Here is a 15,098-nt window from a genome sequence, read left to right on the forward strand (position 1 = left end):
TTCACCAGAGGAATTCGCCGCAAATATAAACCTGCACCTGGCCGCGCACCTTCATCGCGGAACACCGCGGAACCGGCTTTGCCGGGCCGCCGGTGTTGCCCCCAGCGAGGGGATTGCGAAGCGACACGGATTACGGTGTCACATAGTCGGAAACGACCACCCACTTGCCATCCTTGATCTGCGACAGGCGCGACAGGTCGTTGCCCAGGCGCTTGGTGGCGGTGTAGCTGCTCTTCGGGCTGCCGAACATGTCGGGCTCGAAGGTCATGCTGTCCATCGCCTTGATGAAGCTGTCGGTCGTGAGGTTCGGCCCGGCCTTGGTCGCCGCCTTGATGAACGAATCGATGATCACGTAACCGTACACCGAGAACACGGTCGGGTCTTCGTTGAACTTGGTCTTGTACTTGTTGGCCCAGAAGCGCAGCGGCTGCGACTGCTCGTCGGTGTACGGGTTCTGCACCGTCATGGTGGCGTAGATGCCGTCCATCGCCTTGCCGCCCAACTTGTGGATCAGGTCGGTGTAGGCCGCGCTCGAGCCCAGGAAGGTCGGGTTGAAACCCGTCTTGCGCGACTCGCCCACGGTGCCGATGGTCTCGCGGATGATGGTGCCGAGCACCACGAGGTCGCAGTTGGCGGCCTTCATCTTGGCGACCTGCGAGCTGAAGTCGGTGGCGCCGCGCTTGAACGAGGTCTTCTCGGCCAGCTCCATGCCGGCGGTCTTCAGGCCCGCCTCGGCACCGCGCAGCACCTCGAGGCCGAACTCGTCGTCCTGGTAAATGGTGCAGACCTTCTTGGCGCCCTTCTCCTTGATCATCTTGGGCAGGGCCAGGCGGATCTGGTCGTAGTAGGTGGCTGCGAACGAATACTTCAGCCGATTGAGCGGCTCGTACATTTCGCGCGCTGCGGTGATCGGCATGAAGTTGACGATGTTCTTCTCGAACTGCACCGGCATCGCCGCCATGTTCTGCGCCGTGCCGATGTGGCCGGCCATGATGAATATCTTTTCCTGATTCACCAGCTTCTGCGCTGCCAGCACGGCCTTCTTCGGGTCGTAGCCCGAGTCTTCTACGAAGAGCTTGAGCTTGCGCCCGTTGAGGCTGCCCTGCTCGTTGAGTTCGTCCACGCGCAGCTGCATGCCGTTGCGCGCCTGCTTGCCGAAGCCCGCGAGCGGACCCGACAGGTCCTGGATCGTGCCGATGCGGATCTCGTCCTTGCTCACGCCCTGCTGCTGCGCGGACGCAAGCGTCGCGATCAGGCCCAGCACGGCCAGCGTCGTCAGTGTCTTGAGCTTCGTCATAGCCTTGTCTCCTCGGGTTGGCAAAAAAGAGGTCAGCGGTACATAGCGTCGATGCGGCCGGCGTACTTGGTCTGCACCAGCTTGCGCTTCAGCTTCATCGTGGGCGTGAGCTCCTCATCCTCGGCGCTGAGCTGCGTTTCGAGCAGAAAGAACTTCTTGATTTGCTCGACGCGCGCGAACCTGGCGTTGACGCGATCGATCTCGCCCTGGATCAAATCCTGCACTTCCTTCGTGCGCGTCAGGCTCTCGTAGTTGCTGAACGGCACGTCGTGGTCCTGCGCAAACTTCTCGACGTTCTCCTGGTCGATCATGACGATCACCGTGAGGTAGGGCCGCTTGTCGCCGATGACCACGGCATCGGTGATGTAGGGGCTGAACTTGAGCTCGTTCTCCAGCTCGCTGGGCGTCACGTTCTTCCCCCCCGCCGTGATGATGATGTCTTTCATCCGGTCGGTGATGCGGAAATACCCGTCCTCGTCCATCGTGCCCACGTCGCCGGTGTGCAGCCAGCCGTCGGCGTCGATGGTCTCGGCCGTCTTCTCGGGCAGGTTGAGGTAACCCATGAAGACATTGGGGCCGCGCACCAGGATCTCGCCGGTGGCGGGGTCGAGGCGCACCTCGTTGTAGCCGGTGGCCGGGCCGATGGAGCCCGGCTTGATGCGCGTGGCCGGCACCGCGGTCGAGGCGCCGCACGACTCCGTCATGCCCCACACCTCCAGCATCGGCACGCCCAGCGCGAGATACCACTTGACCAGCTCGGGCGAGATGGGCGCCGCGCCCGTCACCAGGAAGCGCGCGCGGTGGATGCCGATGAGCTTGCGCGCGTTGTCCAGCGCGAGCATGCGCGCGAGCCTGAACCTGAACTTCAGCGACGAGCTCACCGGCTCGCCCGCCAGCACGCGGTTGGCGATCTCCTCGCCCACGCCGATGCTCCACCTGTAGGCGGCCTGCTGCAGCGGGCTCGCCTCCTTCAGCGCGATCATCACGCCCGAATAGAACTTCTCCCACACGCGCGGCACGGCCGTGAACACCGTGGGCGCGATCTCGCGCACGTTCTCCGGCACGGTCTCGGGGTTCTCGACGAAGTTGAGGATAGCGCCGGTGTACATCGCGAAGTACTCGCCGCCCATGCGCTCGGCGATGTGGCACAGCGGCAGGAAGCACATGCGCTCGTCGGTCTGGTCCTGCGCGACGAGCGTGTTGTAGCCACGCGCGGTGTACACGAGCCCGGCATGGCTGTGCATGGCGCCCTTGGGCTTGCCGGTGGTGCCCGAGGTGTAGACGAGGATGGCGAGGTCTTCGGGGCGGCAGGCAGCAACCGTACGTTCGACCGCCTGCGGTTCGGCGGCCAGGTGCTGGCGCCCGAGCGCACGCAGCGCATCGAGGCTCATCACCGCCGCATCGTCGAGGTCGCGCAGGCCTTCCATGTCGAACACGACCACGCAGCGCAGGCCCGGCAGGCCGGCGCGCACCTCGAGCGCCTTGTCGAGCTGCTCGTCGTCTTCCACGAAGAGCACGGTGGTGCCCGAGTCTTCGCAAAGGTAGTGCACCTGCGAGGCCGCGTCGGTCGGATAGATGCCATTGGAGACACCGCCGCAGCTCAGCACCGCGAGATCGGCGAGCACCCATTCGATGACGGTGTTGGACAGGATCGACGCGCACTCGCCCGGCGCAAAGCCGATGGACTGGAGGCCGGCCGCGATCTCGCGTACCGCGTCGGCGGTCTGGTGCCAGCTCCAGCTGCGCCAGATGCCCAGTTCCTTCTGCCGCATCCAGATGTTGTCGCCGCGCTGCTTCACGGCGTTCCAGAACATCGCGGGAATGGTGTCGCCGGGCACGACGACGTCGAGCCGGGGTGCGAAGGTGTCGAGGTCCCAGAGTCCTTGCATGGCGGCTATCTCCAGGTCTTCTTCTTTTTCCAGCGCCGCTCGCCGCGTACGCCGTCGTCCTTCACGCCGAGGTAGAACTCCTTGATGTCTTCCTTCTCGCGCAGGCGTTCGCAGGTGTCTTCCATCACGATGCGGCCGTTCTCGAGCACGTAGCCGTGGTCGGCGGCGTTGAGCGCCATGTTGGCGTTCTGCTCCACCAGCAGGATGGTGGTGCCGCGCTCGCGGTTGATGCGCACGACGATCTCGAAGATCTCTTTCGTCAGCTTCGGGCTCAGCCCGAGGCTCGGTTCGTCCAGAAGAATCAGATGCGGCGCGGCCATGATCGCGCGCGAGATGGCGAGCATCTGCTGCTGGCCGCCCGACAGCAGCCCAGCATCCTGCGTGGCCCGCTCGCGCAGGATCGGGAAGTAGGTGTAGACCGTCTCCATGTCCCGCGCCACGCCGTCGCGGTCCTTGCGGGTGTAGGCGCCCATCAGCAGGTTGTCTTTCACCGACAGCAGCGGGAACACCTCGCGGCCTTCGGGCACGTGGCTCAGGCCCTGCTGGACGATGTGGGCCGGGTCCTTGGCGGTGATGTTCTTGCCCTGGAATTCGATGCTGCCCTTGCGAGGGTCGATGATTCCGGAGATGGTCTTGAGGATGGTTGTCTTGCCTGCGCCATTCGAACCGAGCACGGTCACGATCTCGCCCTGCCTGACTTTCAGGCTGACGCCACGGATCGCCTTGATCGGACCGTAGGCGCTCTCTACGTTGAGAAGCTGAAGGACTGCGTCGCTCATGACGTCGCTCCTGGGGCGCTTGCGAAGAGCGGGGGGCTGCGTTGGGGCCCCTGTCTCCGGCGGGCCGACGTCACCGGCCCTTCGGGCTTCCCTGCGCTGCTCGCGCCGGGCGGGGTCTCGCAGAACTCGCTTCGCTCAAACAGCTGCGAGCCCTGATCCGCCCGTCGCTGCGCTGCTCGGCGGTGCCTCAACGGCCCGCCGGAGACAGGGGCCCCAACGCCGTGGGTACGCACAGGACGACGATCACCCCACCGACTGAGCCCGGTATGCGGTGCGGCGTGGGCGCCCCCTCTGTGCCGCTGAGGAGCGCAGCTTTCCGCGGATAAGGGCCCGCCCTTGTCTGAGCGAAGCGAGTTTGGGCGGGACCCCGCGGAAAGCGAGCACCGGAAGGGAGCCCGAAGGGCCGGCATAGTGGGGGTGACCGCGCCGCACCGCATATCGGGCGCCCTCAAAGAGGTAGCGAACAAAGCGCTCATGCCGCCCTCCTCCTCAAGCTGCTCACGTCGTCCACGGTCCCGAGATAGGCCTCGACAACCCGCGCATCGGCTTGCACCTCGCGAGGAGAGCCGGTAGCCAGCACCTCGCCCATGTTCATCGCCAGCACCCGGTCGGACACCTTGGAAACAAGCGACATGTCGTGCTCGACCATCAGCACAGACACGCCCAGCTCATGCTGGATGTCCTGGATCCAGAACGCCATGTCCGCCGTCTCCTCCACATTGAGCCCCGAAGAAGGCTCATCGAGCAGCAGCAGCTTCGGCTCCGTGCACAGCGCACGCGCCAGCTCGACGACCTTGCGAACGCCATAAGGCAACCCCGCCACCATCGAATCGCGATGGTGCTGCAGGTCCAGCAGCTCGATCACCTGCTCCGCCTTCTCGCGCGCCTCGATCTCCGCGAGCCGCGTGGCGGGCGTGAAGAACACCTCGCTCCAGAACCCCGTCTTCCGGTGCGTGTGGCGGCCGATCAGCAGGTTGTGCAGCACCGTCGCGTGCTCGAACAGTTCGATGTTCTGGAAGGTGCGCGCAATGCCCAGCGCGGCAATCGCATGCGGGGCCTGCTGCGTCAGCGCGATGGCGCCGCCCTCCTCGCCATGCCACGTGATCTCCCCCATGGTCGGTGTGTAGATGCGGCTGATCAGGTTGAACACCGTCGTCTTGCCCGCCCCGTTCGGCCCGATCAGCGTGAACACCTCGCCACGCCGCACATCGAAGCTCACCTTGTTGACCGCCAGCACGCCGCCGAAGCGCACGCTCAGCTCTTTCGCGGAAAGGAGAATGTCGCCGTTCATCTCAGCCGGTCTGACTTGGTGAACGACTTCTGCCGCTTGAACAATCCGCGGCGATAGAACGGAAAGAGCTGCAGCCACGTACGCACCTTGAGCCACCGGCCGTACAGGCCCAGCGGCTCGAACAGCACGAAGGCGATCAGCACCAGGCCATACACCAGCCCCTGAAGCCCCGGCGCCTGCCCGATGACTGCGGGCAGCCAGTCCTTGCCGATGGAAATCAGCTGCGGCATCGCGATCAGGAAGATCGCGCCAAGGAACGCGCCGTGCACCGAGCCGAGCCCGCCGATCACCACCATCAGCAGCAGGTCGATCGACTGCAGGATGCTGAACTGGTCCGGCGAGATGAAGCTGAGCTTGTGCGCATACAAGGCACCGCCCAGCCCCGCAAGCGCGGCCGAGATCGCGAACGACATCGTCTTGTAGCGCGCAAGATGAATGCCCATGCTCTGCGCCGAAATCTCCGAATCGCGGATCGCGACAAAGGCGCGCCCCGTCGGCGAGCGCAGCAGGTTCAGGATGCCCAAGGTGGAAATCACCGCAACCACCAGGCACAGGAAGTAGAAGCCATCGCCCGAGCCCAGCGACCAACCGAAGATTTCCGGCGCCTTCACATGCAGGCCGGCATTGCCGCCCGTCACGCTCTCCCACCGCGCGAACACTTCCTCGACGATGAAGCCGAACGACAGCGTCGCGATGCCCAGGTAGATGCCCTTCACGCGCAAGGCAGGCAGCGCGACCACCACGCCCACGGCCGCCGACAGCGCAGCGGCCGCGAGCAGCGCAATCGGAAACGGCACACCGGCGTTCGTCAGCACGCCCTGCGTGTAAGCGCCCGCGCCAAGAAACGCCGCATGCCCGATCGAGAACTGCCCCGTGAACCCGGCCAGCAGCATCAGCCCCAGGCCCACGATCCCGTAGATCAGCACGAAGGTCAGCTGCGCGAGCCAGTATTCGTCGATCACCCATGGTGCGACGACCAGGAACGCCACCAGCAGGCTGTACCAGAACACATGCCCGCCGTGCCGGGCGAGGCGGATGTCCTGGTCGTAGCTGGTCTTGAAGATGAAGCGCATGAACGATCAAACTTTCTTGCGCAGCTTTTCGCCGAACAGACCGTTCGGCTTGATCATGAGCATCAGCAGCACCACGATGTACGGCGCCGTGTCCTTGAATCCATCGGGCAGATAGAAGCCCGCGAACGACTCGACGATGCCGATGACCAGCCCGCCGACGATGGCACCCGGCAGGCTGCCGAAACCGCCCACCACCGCCGCCGGAAAGGCCTTGAGCCCGATGAAGCCCATGTTCGCGTGCACGAAGGTGATGGGCGCGAGCAGCATGCCCGCGATGGCCGCGACCGCCGCCGCCAGGCCCCACACCAGCCCATTGAGCCGCTTCACCGGAATGCCCATGTAGTAGGCCGCCAGCTGGTTCTGCGACGAGGCCTGCATCGCGATGCCGAGCTTGCTGTAGCGGAACATCGCGAACAGCAGGGCGCAAAGGATGGCTGTGGCGACGATGATCGCGAGCTGCTCGAGGTTGACCACCAGCTCGCCCAGTTTCCAGATCTGGTCCTTGTAGGGCACGGGAAGCGTGTGGGTGTCGGTGCCGATGCCTGGCACCATGGTGATGAGCCCGCGCGCCACGTAGGCGATGCCGATCGTGAGCATCACGATGGAGAACTGCGGTTGCCCGAGGATCGGCCGGATCACCACCAGTTCGAGCAGCACGCCGAAAGCCGCCATCGCCACCACGGCAAGGATGGCCGCGAGCCAGAACGGCAGGCCGAACAGCGACATGCCCGCGAACGCACCGAAGGCCCCGAGCATCATCAGGTCGCCCTGCGCGAAGCTCACGGTTTCGGTGGCCTTGTAGATCAGCACGAAGCCCAGCGCGATCAGGCCGTAGATGCAACCTTGCGCAATGCCCGACAGCAGGAGTTGGAGGATCTGCATGGGGCCTCGTCGCGCCTACTGCCTGAAGCTGCCCGCCGCGTCGTGCAGCGCGAGGCGGCGCGATCCGGCCACGATGTCGCTGGGCTTGAGGCCGTAGACCTGGCGGATCGAATGGCTGAAGTGCGTCGAGTCGGGGTAGCCGGTGTCCAGCGCGATGTCGGTCAGCGTGCCGGTCTGGCGCACGTAGCGCAGCAGGCTGCGCGCGCGCTTCCAGGCCCGGAAGGCGCGAAACGCCATGCCGGTCTCCTGCTTGAACAGATGCAGGAAGCGCGAGAACGACAGGTGCACCGAGGCCGCGCAGTCCTCGGCCGAGGCGGGCGCCGCGGGGTCGGCGACGAGGGTGTCGATGACCTTGCGGATGCGCGCGTCGATCGGTCGCGGCGCAAGCGCCTCGCCGAAGAACAGCGCATCGAAATCGAAGCCGTCGAATTCCGAGCCGCGGCCCGAGGCCGCGAGCAGGTGCGCGTGGACCTCGCGCACACGCTGCGCGAAGGCGGGCGCATCGACCGGGCCGCAGTGCTGCATGAACGCCGGCAAGCGCGCGGGGTCGACCGATTCCGATTCGATCAACAGGTTGAAGATCAGCGGATGCTCGCTCTCGACATGGTGCGGCACCTGCGGCGGCACCACGATCAGCTCGCCCGCCTGCCAGGCGCCGCCGCCGATGCGGATGCGGATCGGCGGCACGCCCGCGGGCGACAGGTACACGCCGTGCCCGCCCATCGTGCGCTCGGCGGCCGCACCGAGCAGCCCGGCGTAGAACACGCGCTGCGGCGTGAGCCACATCAGGCGTTCGCCCTGCCGTGCGGCACCGCTTGCGGACGGCGTCGTCCTCGTTCGCTGCATGGTGTTTGTCTCCTGCATCGGTGGACTGCCAACCGGTGGATGGCGTCTTGTTCGCTGGATCGTAGCGGCGCGAGCCGTTTGCGCGATGTCCATTTGCGCGGGGACTTTCCCTAGGCCTGCGCGAAGGCGCGGCGCAGTTCGGCGGCACACAGCGCGACTGCCGTGTTGGCCTCGTCGAGCACCTTGCCCATTGGCACGAAGCCGTGGATCTGGCGCTCGAAGCAGACGTACATCGCGCGGTTGCCCGCGGCGGTCAGTGCCTCTGCATAGGCCAGTCCCTCGTCGCGCAGCGGGTCGTAGCCGGCGGTGAGCACCAGCGCGGGCGGCAGCTTCGAGAGGTCGGGGTGCAGCAGCGGCGAGGCGCGCCAGTCGAGGTCGTGCTTCGGGTCGGTGATGTAGTGGTCGTGGAAGTAGCGGATGGTGTCCGCCGTCAGCAGGTAGCCCTGCCCGTTGCTCTGGTGCGATGCGTGGCTGCGCCGCATGTCGGTTGCCGGGTAGATCAGCAGCTGGTAGACGATGGGCAGGTCGCCCGCATTGCGCGCCGCGATCGACACCACGGCCGCGAGGTTGCCGCCAGCGCTGTCGCCGCCCACTGCGAGGCGGCTTGCATCGAGCCCCAGCGCGGCGGCCTCGCGGCGCACCCAGCGGGTGGCGGCGAGCACGTCGTCCACCGCCGCGGGAAAGCGGTGCTCCGGGCCCATGCGGTAGTCGACCGCGACCACGGCGCAGCCGGCGCCGTTGGCCAGCTCGCGGCACAGCACGTCGTGCGTGTCGAGGTCGCCGATGACCCAACCGCCGCCGTGGTAGTACACCAGCACCGGCAGCGGCCCCGCGCCAGAGCCCATCGGCCGGTAGAGGCGCACCGGGATGGTGCCGTGCGGGCCGTCGGCGGCGAGGTCGCGCACCTCGGCCACTTCGGGCGGCAGCGGCTGCGTGGTGGTGCGGCGCTCGCGATAGAAGGTCCGCGCGTCGGCGGGCGACAGGGTGTGCGTCGGCGGAATGCCGCGCGCCTCGATGAAGTCGAGCAGGGCGCGCGCCTGGGGATGCGGCATGGTGTCTCCGGTGGATCGTTGCGAGCGTCCAGTGTGGAAGGCATCGGGCTCGCGCGGTATCCGCACGCACCCGCCCCCCGCGACCGGACCCGGCAAGCCCCCGCACCATGCCCGCGCCCTTGCGGCGCGGCTTGCGGAAACTGGCTACGCCTTGCGCGGCTTTACGCGGGAAGCGGCTTCCTTGGCGAGCTTGCGGGCCGTGTCGGTGTCGGCCGCGTGCACCAGCGCCACGCCCATGCGGCGCTTGGTGAAGCTCTCGGGCTTGCCGAACAGGCGCACGTCGCTGCCCGGCACCTGCAGCGCCTCGGCCACGCCGTCGAAGGCGATGCCGGTGGCGTCCACGCCGCCGTAGATCACCGCGCTGGCGCCCGGGCTCTTGAGCGAGGTGTCGACCGGCAGGCCGAGGATGGCGCGCGCATGCAGCTCGAACTCGTTCTGCCACTGCGTGGCCATGGTGACCATGCCGGTGTCGTGCGGGCGGGGGCTGACTTCGCTGAACCAGACTTCGTCGCCCTTCACGAACAGCTCCACGCCGAACAGGCCCTGGCCGCCGAGGTCGGCCGTGACGGCCTGCGCGATCTGCTGCGCCTTCTGCAGCGCAGCGGGCGCCATGGGGTGCGGCTGCCAGCTTTCGACATAGTCGCCGCTGACCTGCACGTGGCCGATGGGGTCGCAGAACTTGGTTTCCACCGCACCCACGGCATCCTTGGCGCGCACGGTCAGCAGCGTGATCTCGTAGTCGAAGTCGATGAAGCCCTCGACGATCACGCGGCCGTGGCTCACGCGGCCTCCGGCCATGGCGTAGTCCCAGGCCTTCTGCACGTCGGCCGGACCGTCGATCTTGCTCTGGCCCTTGCCGGAGCTGCTCATCACGGGCTTGACGATGCAGGGGTAGCCGATGCCTGCGTCGATGGCCGCCTGCAGCTCGGCCAGCGAGTCGCAGAACTTGTAGGGGCTGGTGGGCACGCCCAGCGTCTCGGCGGCCAGGCGGCGGATGCCTTCGCGGTCCATGGTCAGGCGGGCGGCGCGGGCGGTGGGAATCACGCGCACCACGCCCGCGTCTTCGAGCTGCTGGAGCATGGGCGTGGCAATGGCCTCGATCTCGGGCACCACCAGCGTGGGCTTCTCAGCCTCGATCAGCGCCTTGAGTTGCTCGGGGTCGCTCATGGTGATGGTGCGCGCGTGGTGCGCCACCTGCTGGCCGGGCGCGTTCTCGTAGCGGTCGACCGCGATGGTCTCGACGCCGAGGCGCTGCAGGGCGATCAGCACCTCCTTGCCGAGTTCGCCGGAGCCTAGAAGCATCACGCGGGTGGCGGAAGGGGAAAGGGGGGTGCCGAGGGTGGTCATGGTCGAAAGACGAAAAGAGAGAAGAAAAACAACCGCCGCACTGTAAGCCACCCACGAAGCCCGGGTGTCACACGCGGCAACGGCCCGGCCTGGGGGCTGATTCACAATCGATGGTTTCGCCGTGGCGCCCGCCCCGTGCATCCCCTTTTTTTGTTTCCTCAAGGAGTTCTCTCATGGCTATCCAGACTGTCGGCATCATCGGCGCCGGAACGATGGGCAACGGCATCGCGCAGGCCTGCGCGGTGGCCGGCGTGAACGTGGTGATGGTCGACATCGCCCAGGCGGCGGTCGACAAGGGCCTGGCCACGGTGTCGGGCAGCCTCGACCGCCTGATCAAGAAGGAAAAGCTCACCGCCGAGCAAAAGACCGCCGCGCTGGCGCTCATCAAGGGCTCGACCAACTACGACGACCTGAAGAGCGCGCAGCTGGTCATCGAGGCCGCCACCGAGAACCACGCGCTCAAGCTCAAGATCCTCAAGCAGGTCGACGACATGCTGGCACCCGAGGTGATCATTGCCTCGAACACGTCGTCGATCTCGATCACCCAGCTCGCGGCCGCCACCTCGCGCCCCGACCGCTTCATCGGCATGCACTTCTTCAACCCGGTCCCGATGATGGCGCTGGTGGAGCTGATCCGCGGCTATCTCACGAGCGACGCCACGCACGACACGGTGAAGGCACTGGCCGAGCGCCTGGGCAAGTCGCCCATCACCGTGAAGAACGCGCCAGGCTTCGTGGTCAACCGCATCCTGGTGCCGATGATCAACGAGGCCTTCTTCGTGCTGGCCGAGGGCATCGCCACGGCGGAAGACATCGACGCCGGCATGAAGCTGGGCTGCAACCAGCCCATCGGCCCGCTGGCGCTGGCCGACATGATCGGCCTGGACGTGTGCCTGGCCGTGATGGAGGTGTACCTGGAGCAGTTCGGCGACTCCAAGTACCGCCCTTGCCCGCTGCTGAAGGAAATGGTCGCGGCCGGCCAGCTAGGCCGCAAGACGGGCCGCGGCGTCTACACGTACTGATCGAGCGAAAACAACAACAAGGAGACAAGAACGCCATGACCGCCACGCCCACCACCCCACCGGCAGAAGGCTGCATCGACACCCAGGTGCTCGGCCACATGCTGCTGATCGGCATCAACCGCCCTGCCAAGCGCAATGGCTGGACGCCGCCGATGTTCAGGCAGCTCGCCGAGGCCTACACCCGGCTCGACGACGACCCGAACCTGCGCGTGGGCGTGCTGCATGCCTTCGGCGACCACTTCACGGCAGGCCTCGACCTGCCGGCGGTGGCCGAGTACATGAAGCGTGGCGAGAAGGCGGTCCCGCAGGGCCTGGTCGAGCCGCACGACTTCGGGCTCGAAGGCTACCGCCGCCGCACCAAGCCGATGGTGGCTGCCGTGAAGGGCATCTGCTTCACCGTGGGCATCGAGCTGATGCTGGGCGCCGACATCGTGGTGGCGGCCGACGACTGCCGCTTCTCGCAGATGGAAGTGCAGCGCGGCATCATGGCCACGGGCGGCGCCACGCTGCGCATGGCCGAACGCGCCGGCCTGGGCAACGCGATGCTGCACCTGCTCACGGCCGACGAGTTCGACAGCGCCGAGGCCTATCGCCTGAACTTCGTGCAGAAGGTGGTGCCGGCCGGCCAGGAGCTCGACGCGGCGCTGGCCATTGCGCAGCGCATCGCCGCCCAGGCGCCGCTGGCGGTGGTGGCCACGCGGCTCAACGTGCTGAAGGCCATCGAGCACGGGCCGCTGGCCGCGGTGTCGGAATTCATCGAGACGCAGAAGCGCCTGTCGAACAGCGAGGACGCCGCCGAGGGCGTGCGCTCTTTCGTCGAACGCCGGCCGGCGCGCTTCAGCGGCCGTTGATCACCTTCACCGACCTCACCATGTCCCTTTTCATTCGCACGGCGCTCGCCGCCGCCGTCACCCTGCTCGCAGTGAACACCACCTCCGCCCAGACACCCGCGCCCGCCGCGCTGCCCGACCCCGCGGCCACCTCGGTCGACGCGCTGGGCTGGATGAAGGGCTTCCCGCCCGCGCCCGACAAGCTCATCACCTTCGACAACCCGGCCGGCGGCGTGTTTCCGCGCACGCGCTGGAGCTTCTCGCACGTGCGCGAGACCGTGCCCACCGCCAACGTGTGGCGCGGCAGCGGCGCGGCGAGCCCTCTGCCGGCGGCCACGCCGCGCTTCGACGTCGAGGCCGTCACGTTCAAACCCCTGGGCAGCGACCAGACGCTCAACTTCGCGCAAATGATCTCCGGCACCTACACCGACGGCATCCTCGTGATGCACCGCGGCAAGGTGGTCTATGAGAAGTACTTCGGCGCGCTCACGCCCGAGCGCCCGCACATTGCGATGTCGGTCACCAAGTCCTTCGTGGGCACGCTGGCCGCCATCCTCGCGGACGAAGGCAAGCTCGACCCCGCCGCGCCCGTCACCAAGTACATCCCCGAACTGAAGGACACGGCGTACAGCGACGCCACCGTGCGCCAGGTGATGGACATGACCGTCGGCGTGCACTACTCCGAGAACTACGCCGACCCGAAGGCCGAGATCTGGGACTACGCCCGTGCCGGCGGCATGCTCACGCAGGGCCAGAACTACACCGGACCCAAGTCGTTCTACGAATTCCTCGTCACGCTGAAGAAGGAAGGCGAGCATGGCGACGCCTTCGCCTACAAGACCGTCAACGCCGAGGTGCTGGCCTGGATTCTTCGCCGCGCCAGCAACCAGTCGCTGGCCGACCTGCTGAGCGAGAAGATCTGGCGCCGCATCGGCGCCGAGCAGGACGCCTACTTCATGGTCGACCGCATCGGCACCGAGTCGGGCGGCGGCGGCCTCAACACCGTGCTGCGCGACCTCGCGCGCTTCGGCGAGACCATGCGCAACGGCGGGCGCGCCTCCAACGGGCAGCAGGCCATTCCGAAGGCGGTGGTGGAAGACATCCAGCGCGGCGGCGACCCGGCGAAGTTCGTGAAGGCCGGCTATCCGCTGCTCAAGGGCTGGTCGTACCGCGACATGTGGTGGGTGTCGCACAACCCGCACGGTGCCTACATGGCGCGCGGCATCCACGGCCAGAGCATCTACGTGGACCCGAAGGCCGAGGTGGTGATCGTGCGCTACGCGGCGCATCCGGTGGCGGGCAATGCGGGCAACGACCCGCTCACGCTGCCGGCGTTCCATGCCGTGGCCGAGGCGCTGATGCGCCCCTGAGCCGCTTCTCTTTTTTTCTAGGCCGCCGCCCGCTCCCGGGCAATCACGAGCAGCCCGTCCATGATCAGGCTCTCGACCAGCTCGAAGTGGCCGTTCATGACGGGCGCCATCTTCCAGCCTGCGCCGCCCGTCATGTAGCAGGCCGGATCGGCGCCGCAGTGCGAGCGCACGTGCTGCACCATGCGCTCGACCGCGCCGGCGATGGCGTAGGTGCCGCCGCTGGTCAGCGCATCGCTGGTGTTGGTAGGGAATTCGCGCACCTCGCCGGTCGGCACGTGCAGCCCGGCCGTGCCCGACTCCAGCGCGCGCAGCATGATGCCGTGGCCCGGCAGGATCAGGCCGCCGAGGAACCTGCCGTCCGCGTCGATCGCCTCGACGGTCACGGCGGTGCCGATCATCACCACCACCATGGGCCGCGGCGGCTGCCCCGGCCTTGCGGCCAGCATGCGGTGGCGCGCACCGATCATCGCCACGAAGCGGTCGGCGCCCAGGCGGGTGGGATGGTCGTAGCCGTTCACGATGCCGGCCTCGCCCGCGCTGGACATCACCCAGCGCGGCGCGCAGTCGAAACGCTCGACGATCTGTTCCTCGGCGCGCCGGCGCACCGCGTCCCCGGCCACCACGCAGCCCAGCATGGAACCGGGCGCCGGCAGGTCGGCCCAGGGGCCGTCGGCCAGCCGTTCGATGTGGTCGAGGAATTCGGCGCCGTGCGCCTGCAGCTCGGCGCCGGGACGGGCCGAGTCGTAGAGCGCCCATTTGAGGCGGGTGTTGCCGATGTCGATGGCGAGGAAGGGGGATGGCATGCGCGGGATTATTGCGACTTTGTCGTTATTCCTGCTGGCACCCCGTCGACACGCGGCATGGGCCTACGCGGCGCTGCCCCGTCGCGCCGGTAAATTGGCAGGCCCATCCACCAACCACGGCACAAGGAGAACACCATGGGTTTGCTCAGTTTCATCAAGGAGGCGGGTGAAAAGCTGTTCGGCGGTTCGTCGGCGCAGGCCGCCACGCCGGACGCCAACCAGGCCGCCGCCGCGGCCATCAAGACCTACATCGAGACACAGAACCTCGGCCTCACCGGGCTCCAGGTGACCTATACGGCGAGCAGCGGCGTGGTCACCCTCGCGGGCCAGGCGCCCTCGCAGGAGGCCAGCGAAAAAGCCTCGCTGGCAGCAGGCAACGTGGCGAACGTGACGAGCGTCGAGAACAACCTCGTCGCACCGGCCGCGCCGCCCGCGCAGTACCACGACGTGGTGAAGGGCGACACGCTCTCGGCCATCTCGAAGAAGTATTACGGCGATGCGAACAAGTACAACGCGATCTTCGAGGCGAACAAGCCGATGCTGAGCAGCCCGGACAAGATCTATCCGGGGCAGAAGCTGCGCATTCCGCCGCTCTGAACTGGCGCTCGAAGCGGGCA

General features: G+C 67.1%; 14 protein-coding genes. 4 read left to right on the forward strand and 10 right to left on the reverse strand.

What is annotated here, in order from left to right:
* Positions 1–130: 130 nt before the first annotated feature.
* The 9 genes from ASD05_RS24335 to purT all read right to left on the reverse strand — a co-directional run bounded on the left by ASD05_RS24335 (position 131) and on the right by purT (position 10,456).
* Positions 131–1,297, reverse strand: a complete 1,167-nt coding sequence (locus ASD05_RS24335; RefSeq protein WP_007829622.1) for an ABC transporter substrate-binding protein — start codon at positions 1,295–1,297, stop codon at positions 131–133.
* 32 nt (positions 1,298–1,329) lie between these two features.
* Positions 1,330–3,186 carry an AMP-dependent synthetase/ligase gene (locus ASD05_RS24340; RefSeq protein WP_056597752.1) on the reverse strand — a complete coding sequence of 619 codons (1,857 nt, stop codon included), beginning with the start codon at positions 3,184–3,186 and terminating at the stop codon, positions 1,330–1,332.
* A gap of 5 nt (positions 3,187–3,191) precedes the next feature.
* A complete protein-coding gene (locus tag ASD05_RS24345) occupies positions 3,192–3,965 on the reverse strand; it encodes an ABC transporter ATP-binding protein (protein WP_056597754.1) in 774 nt (257 codons plus the stop codon).
* A gap of 472 nt (positions 3,966–4,437) precedes the next feature.
* Positions 4,438–5,256, reverse strand: coding sequence for an ABC transporter ATP-binding protein (locus tag ASD05_RS24350; RefSeq protein WP_056597757.1), 819 nt, complete (start codon positions 5,254–5,256; stop codon positions 4,438–4,440).
* The gene (locus tag ASD05_RS24355) at positions 5,253–6,329 is read right to left on the reverse strand and encodes a branched-chain amino acid ABC transporter permease (protein WP_056597759.1); all 1,077 of its coding nucleotides are present in this window, start codon (positions 6,327–6,329) and stop codon (positions 5,253–5,255) included. The genes ASD05_RS24350 and ASD05_RS24355 overlap by 4 nt, the downstream gene beginning before the upstream one ends.
* A gap of 6 nt (positions 6,330–6,335) precedes the next feature.
* Positions 6,336–7,211, reverse strand: coding sequence for a branched-chain amino acid ABC transporter permease (locus ASD05_RS24360; protein WP_007829636.1), 876 nt, complete (start codon positions 7,209–7,211; stop codon positions 6,336–6,338).
* A 15-nt stretch (positions 7,212–7,226) separates the two neighbouring features.
* The gene (locus ASD05_RS24365; RefSeq protein ID WP_056597984.1) at positions 7,227–8,057 is read right to left on the reverse strand and encodes a helix-turn-helix domain-containing protein; all 831 of its coding nucleotides are present in this window, start codon (positions 8,055–8,057) and stop codon (positions 7,227–7,229) included.
* Positions 8,058–8,167: 110 nt separating this feature from the next.
* Positions 8,168–9,109 (reverse strand): alpha/beta hydrolase, encoded by a 942-nt coding sequence (locus ASD05_RS24370; RefSeq protein ID WP_056597761.1) that lies wholly within the window; start codon positions 9,107–9,109, stop codon positions 8,168–8,170.
* A gap of 144 nt (positions 9,110–9,253) precedes the next feature.
* Positions 9,254–10,456, reverse strand: a complete 1,203-nt coding sequence (purT, locus tag ASD05_RS24375; RefSeq protein ID WP_056597763.1) for a formate-dependent phosphoribosylglycinamide formyltransferase — start codon at positions 10,454–10,456, stop codon at positions 9,254–9,256.
* Positions 10,457–10,629: 173 nt separating this feature from the next.
* Between purT and ASD05_RS24380 the strand changes: the two genes are divergently transcribed.
* Genes ASD05_RS24380 through ASD05_RS24390 form a run of 3 tightly spaced genes read left to right on the forward strand, consistent with a single transcriptional unit; the run spans position 10,630 to position 13,678 of the window.
* Positions 10,630–11,478, forward strand: a complete 849-nt coding sequence (locus ASD05_RS24380) for a 3-hydroxybutyryl-CoA dehydrogenase (RefSeq protein ID WP_056597765.1) — start codon at positions 10,630–10,632, stop codon at positions 11,476–11,478.
* A gap of 35 nt (positions 11,479–11,513) precedes the next feature.
* A complete protein-coding gene (locus ASD05_RS24385; protein ID WP_056597768.1) occupies positions 11,514–12,329 on the forward strand; it encodes a crotonase/enoyl-CoA hydratase family protein in 816 nt (271 codons plus the stop codon).
* A 20-nt stretch (positions 12,330–12,349) separates the two neighbouring features.
* A complete protein-coding gene (locus ASD05_RS24390; RefSeq protein ID WP_056597986.1) occupies positions 12,350–13,678 on the forward strand; it encodes a serine hydrolase domain-containing protein in 1,329 nt (442 codons plus the stop codon).
* A 17-nt stretch (positions 13,679–13,695) separates the two neighbouring features.
* On the opposite strand, the gene ASD05_RS24395 is transcribed toward ASD05_RS24390, so the two are convergent.
* Positions 13,696–14,481: a type III pantothenate kinase gene (locus ASD05_RS24395; RefSeq protein ID WP_056516467.1), complete on the reverse strand. Its 786-nt coding sequence runs from the start codon at positions 14,479–14,481 to the stop codon at positions 13,696–13,698.
* Positions 14,482–14,616: 135 nt separating this feature from the next.
* On the opposite strand from ASD05_RS24395, the gene lysM reads away from it, so the two are divergent.
* Positions 14,617–15,078 carry a peptidoglycan-binding protein LysM gene (gene lysM / locus ASD05_RS24400; protein WP_056597770.1) on the forward strand — a complete coding sequence of 154 codons (462 nt, stop codon included), beginning with the start codon at positions 14,617–14,619 and terminating at the stop codon, positions 15,076–15,078.
* Positions 15,079–15,098 lie beyond the last annotated feature (20 nt).

Origin of the sequence: Variovorax sp. Root434 (assembly GCF_001426595.1) — a bacterium.
GTDB lineage: Bacteria > Pseudomonadota > Gammaproteobacteria > Burkholderiales > Burkholderiaceae_C > Variovorax.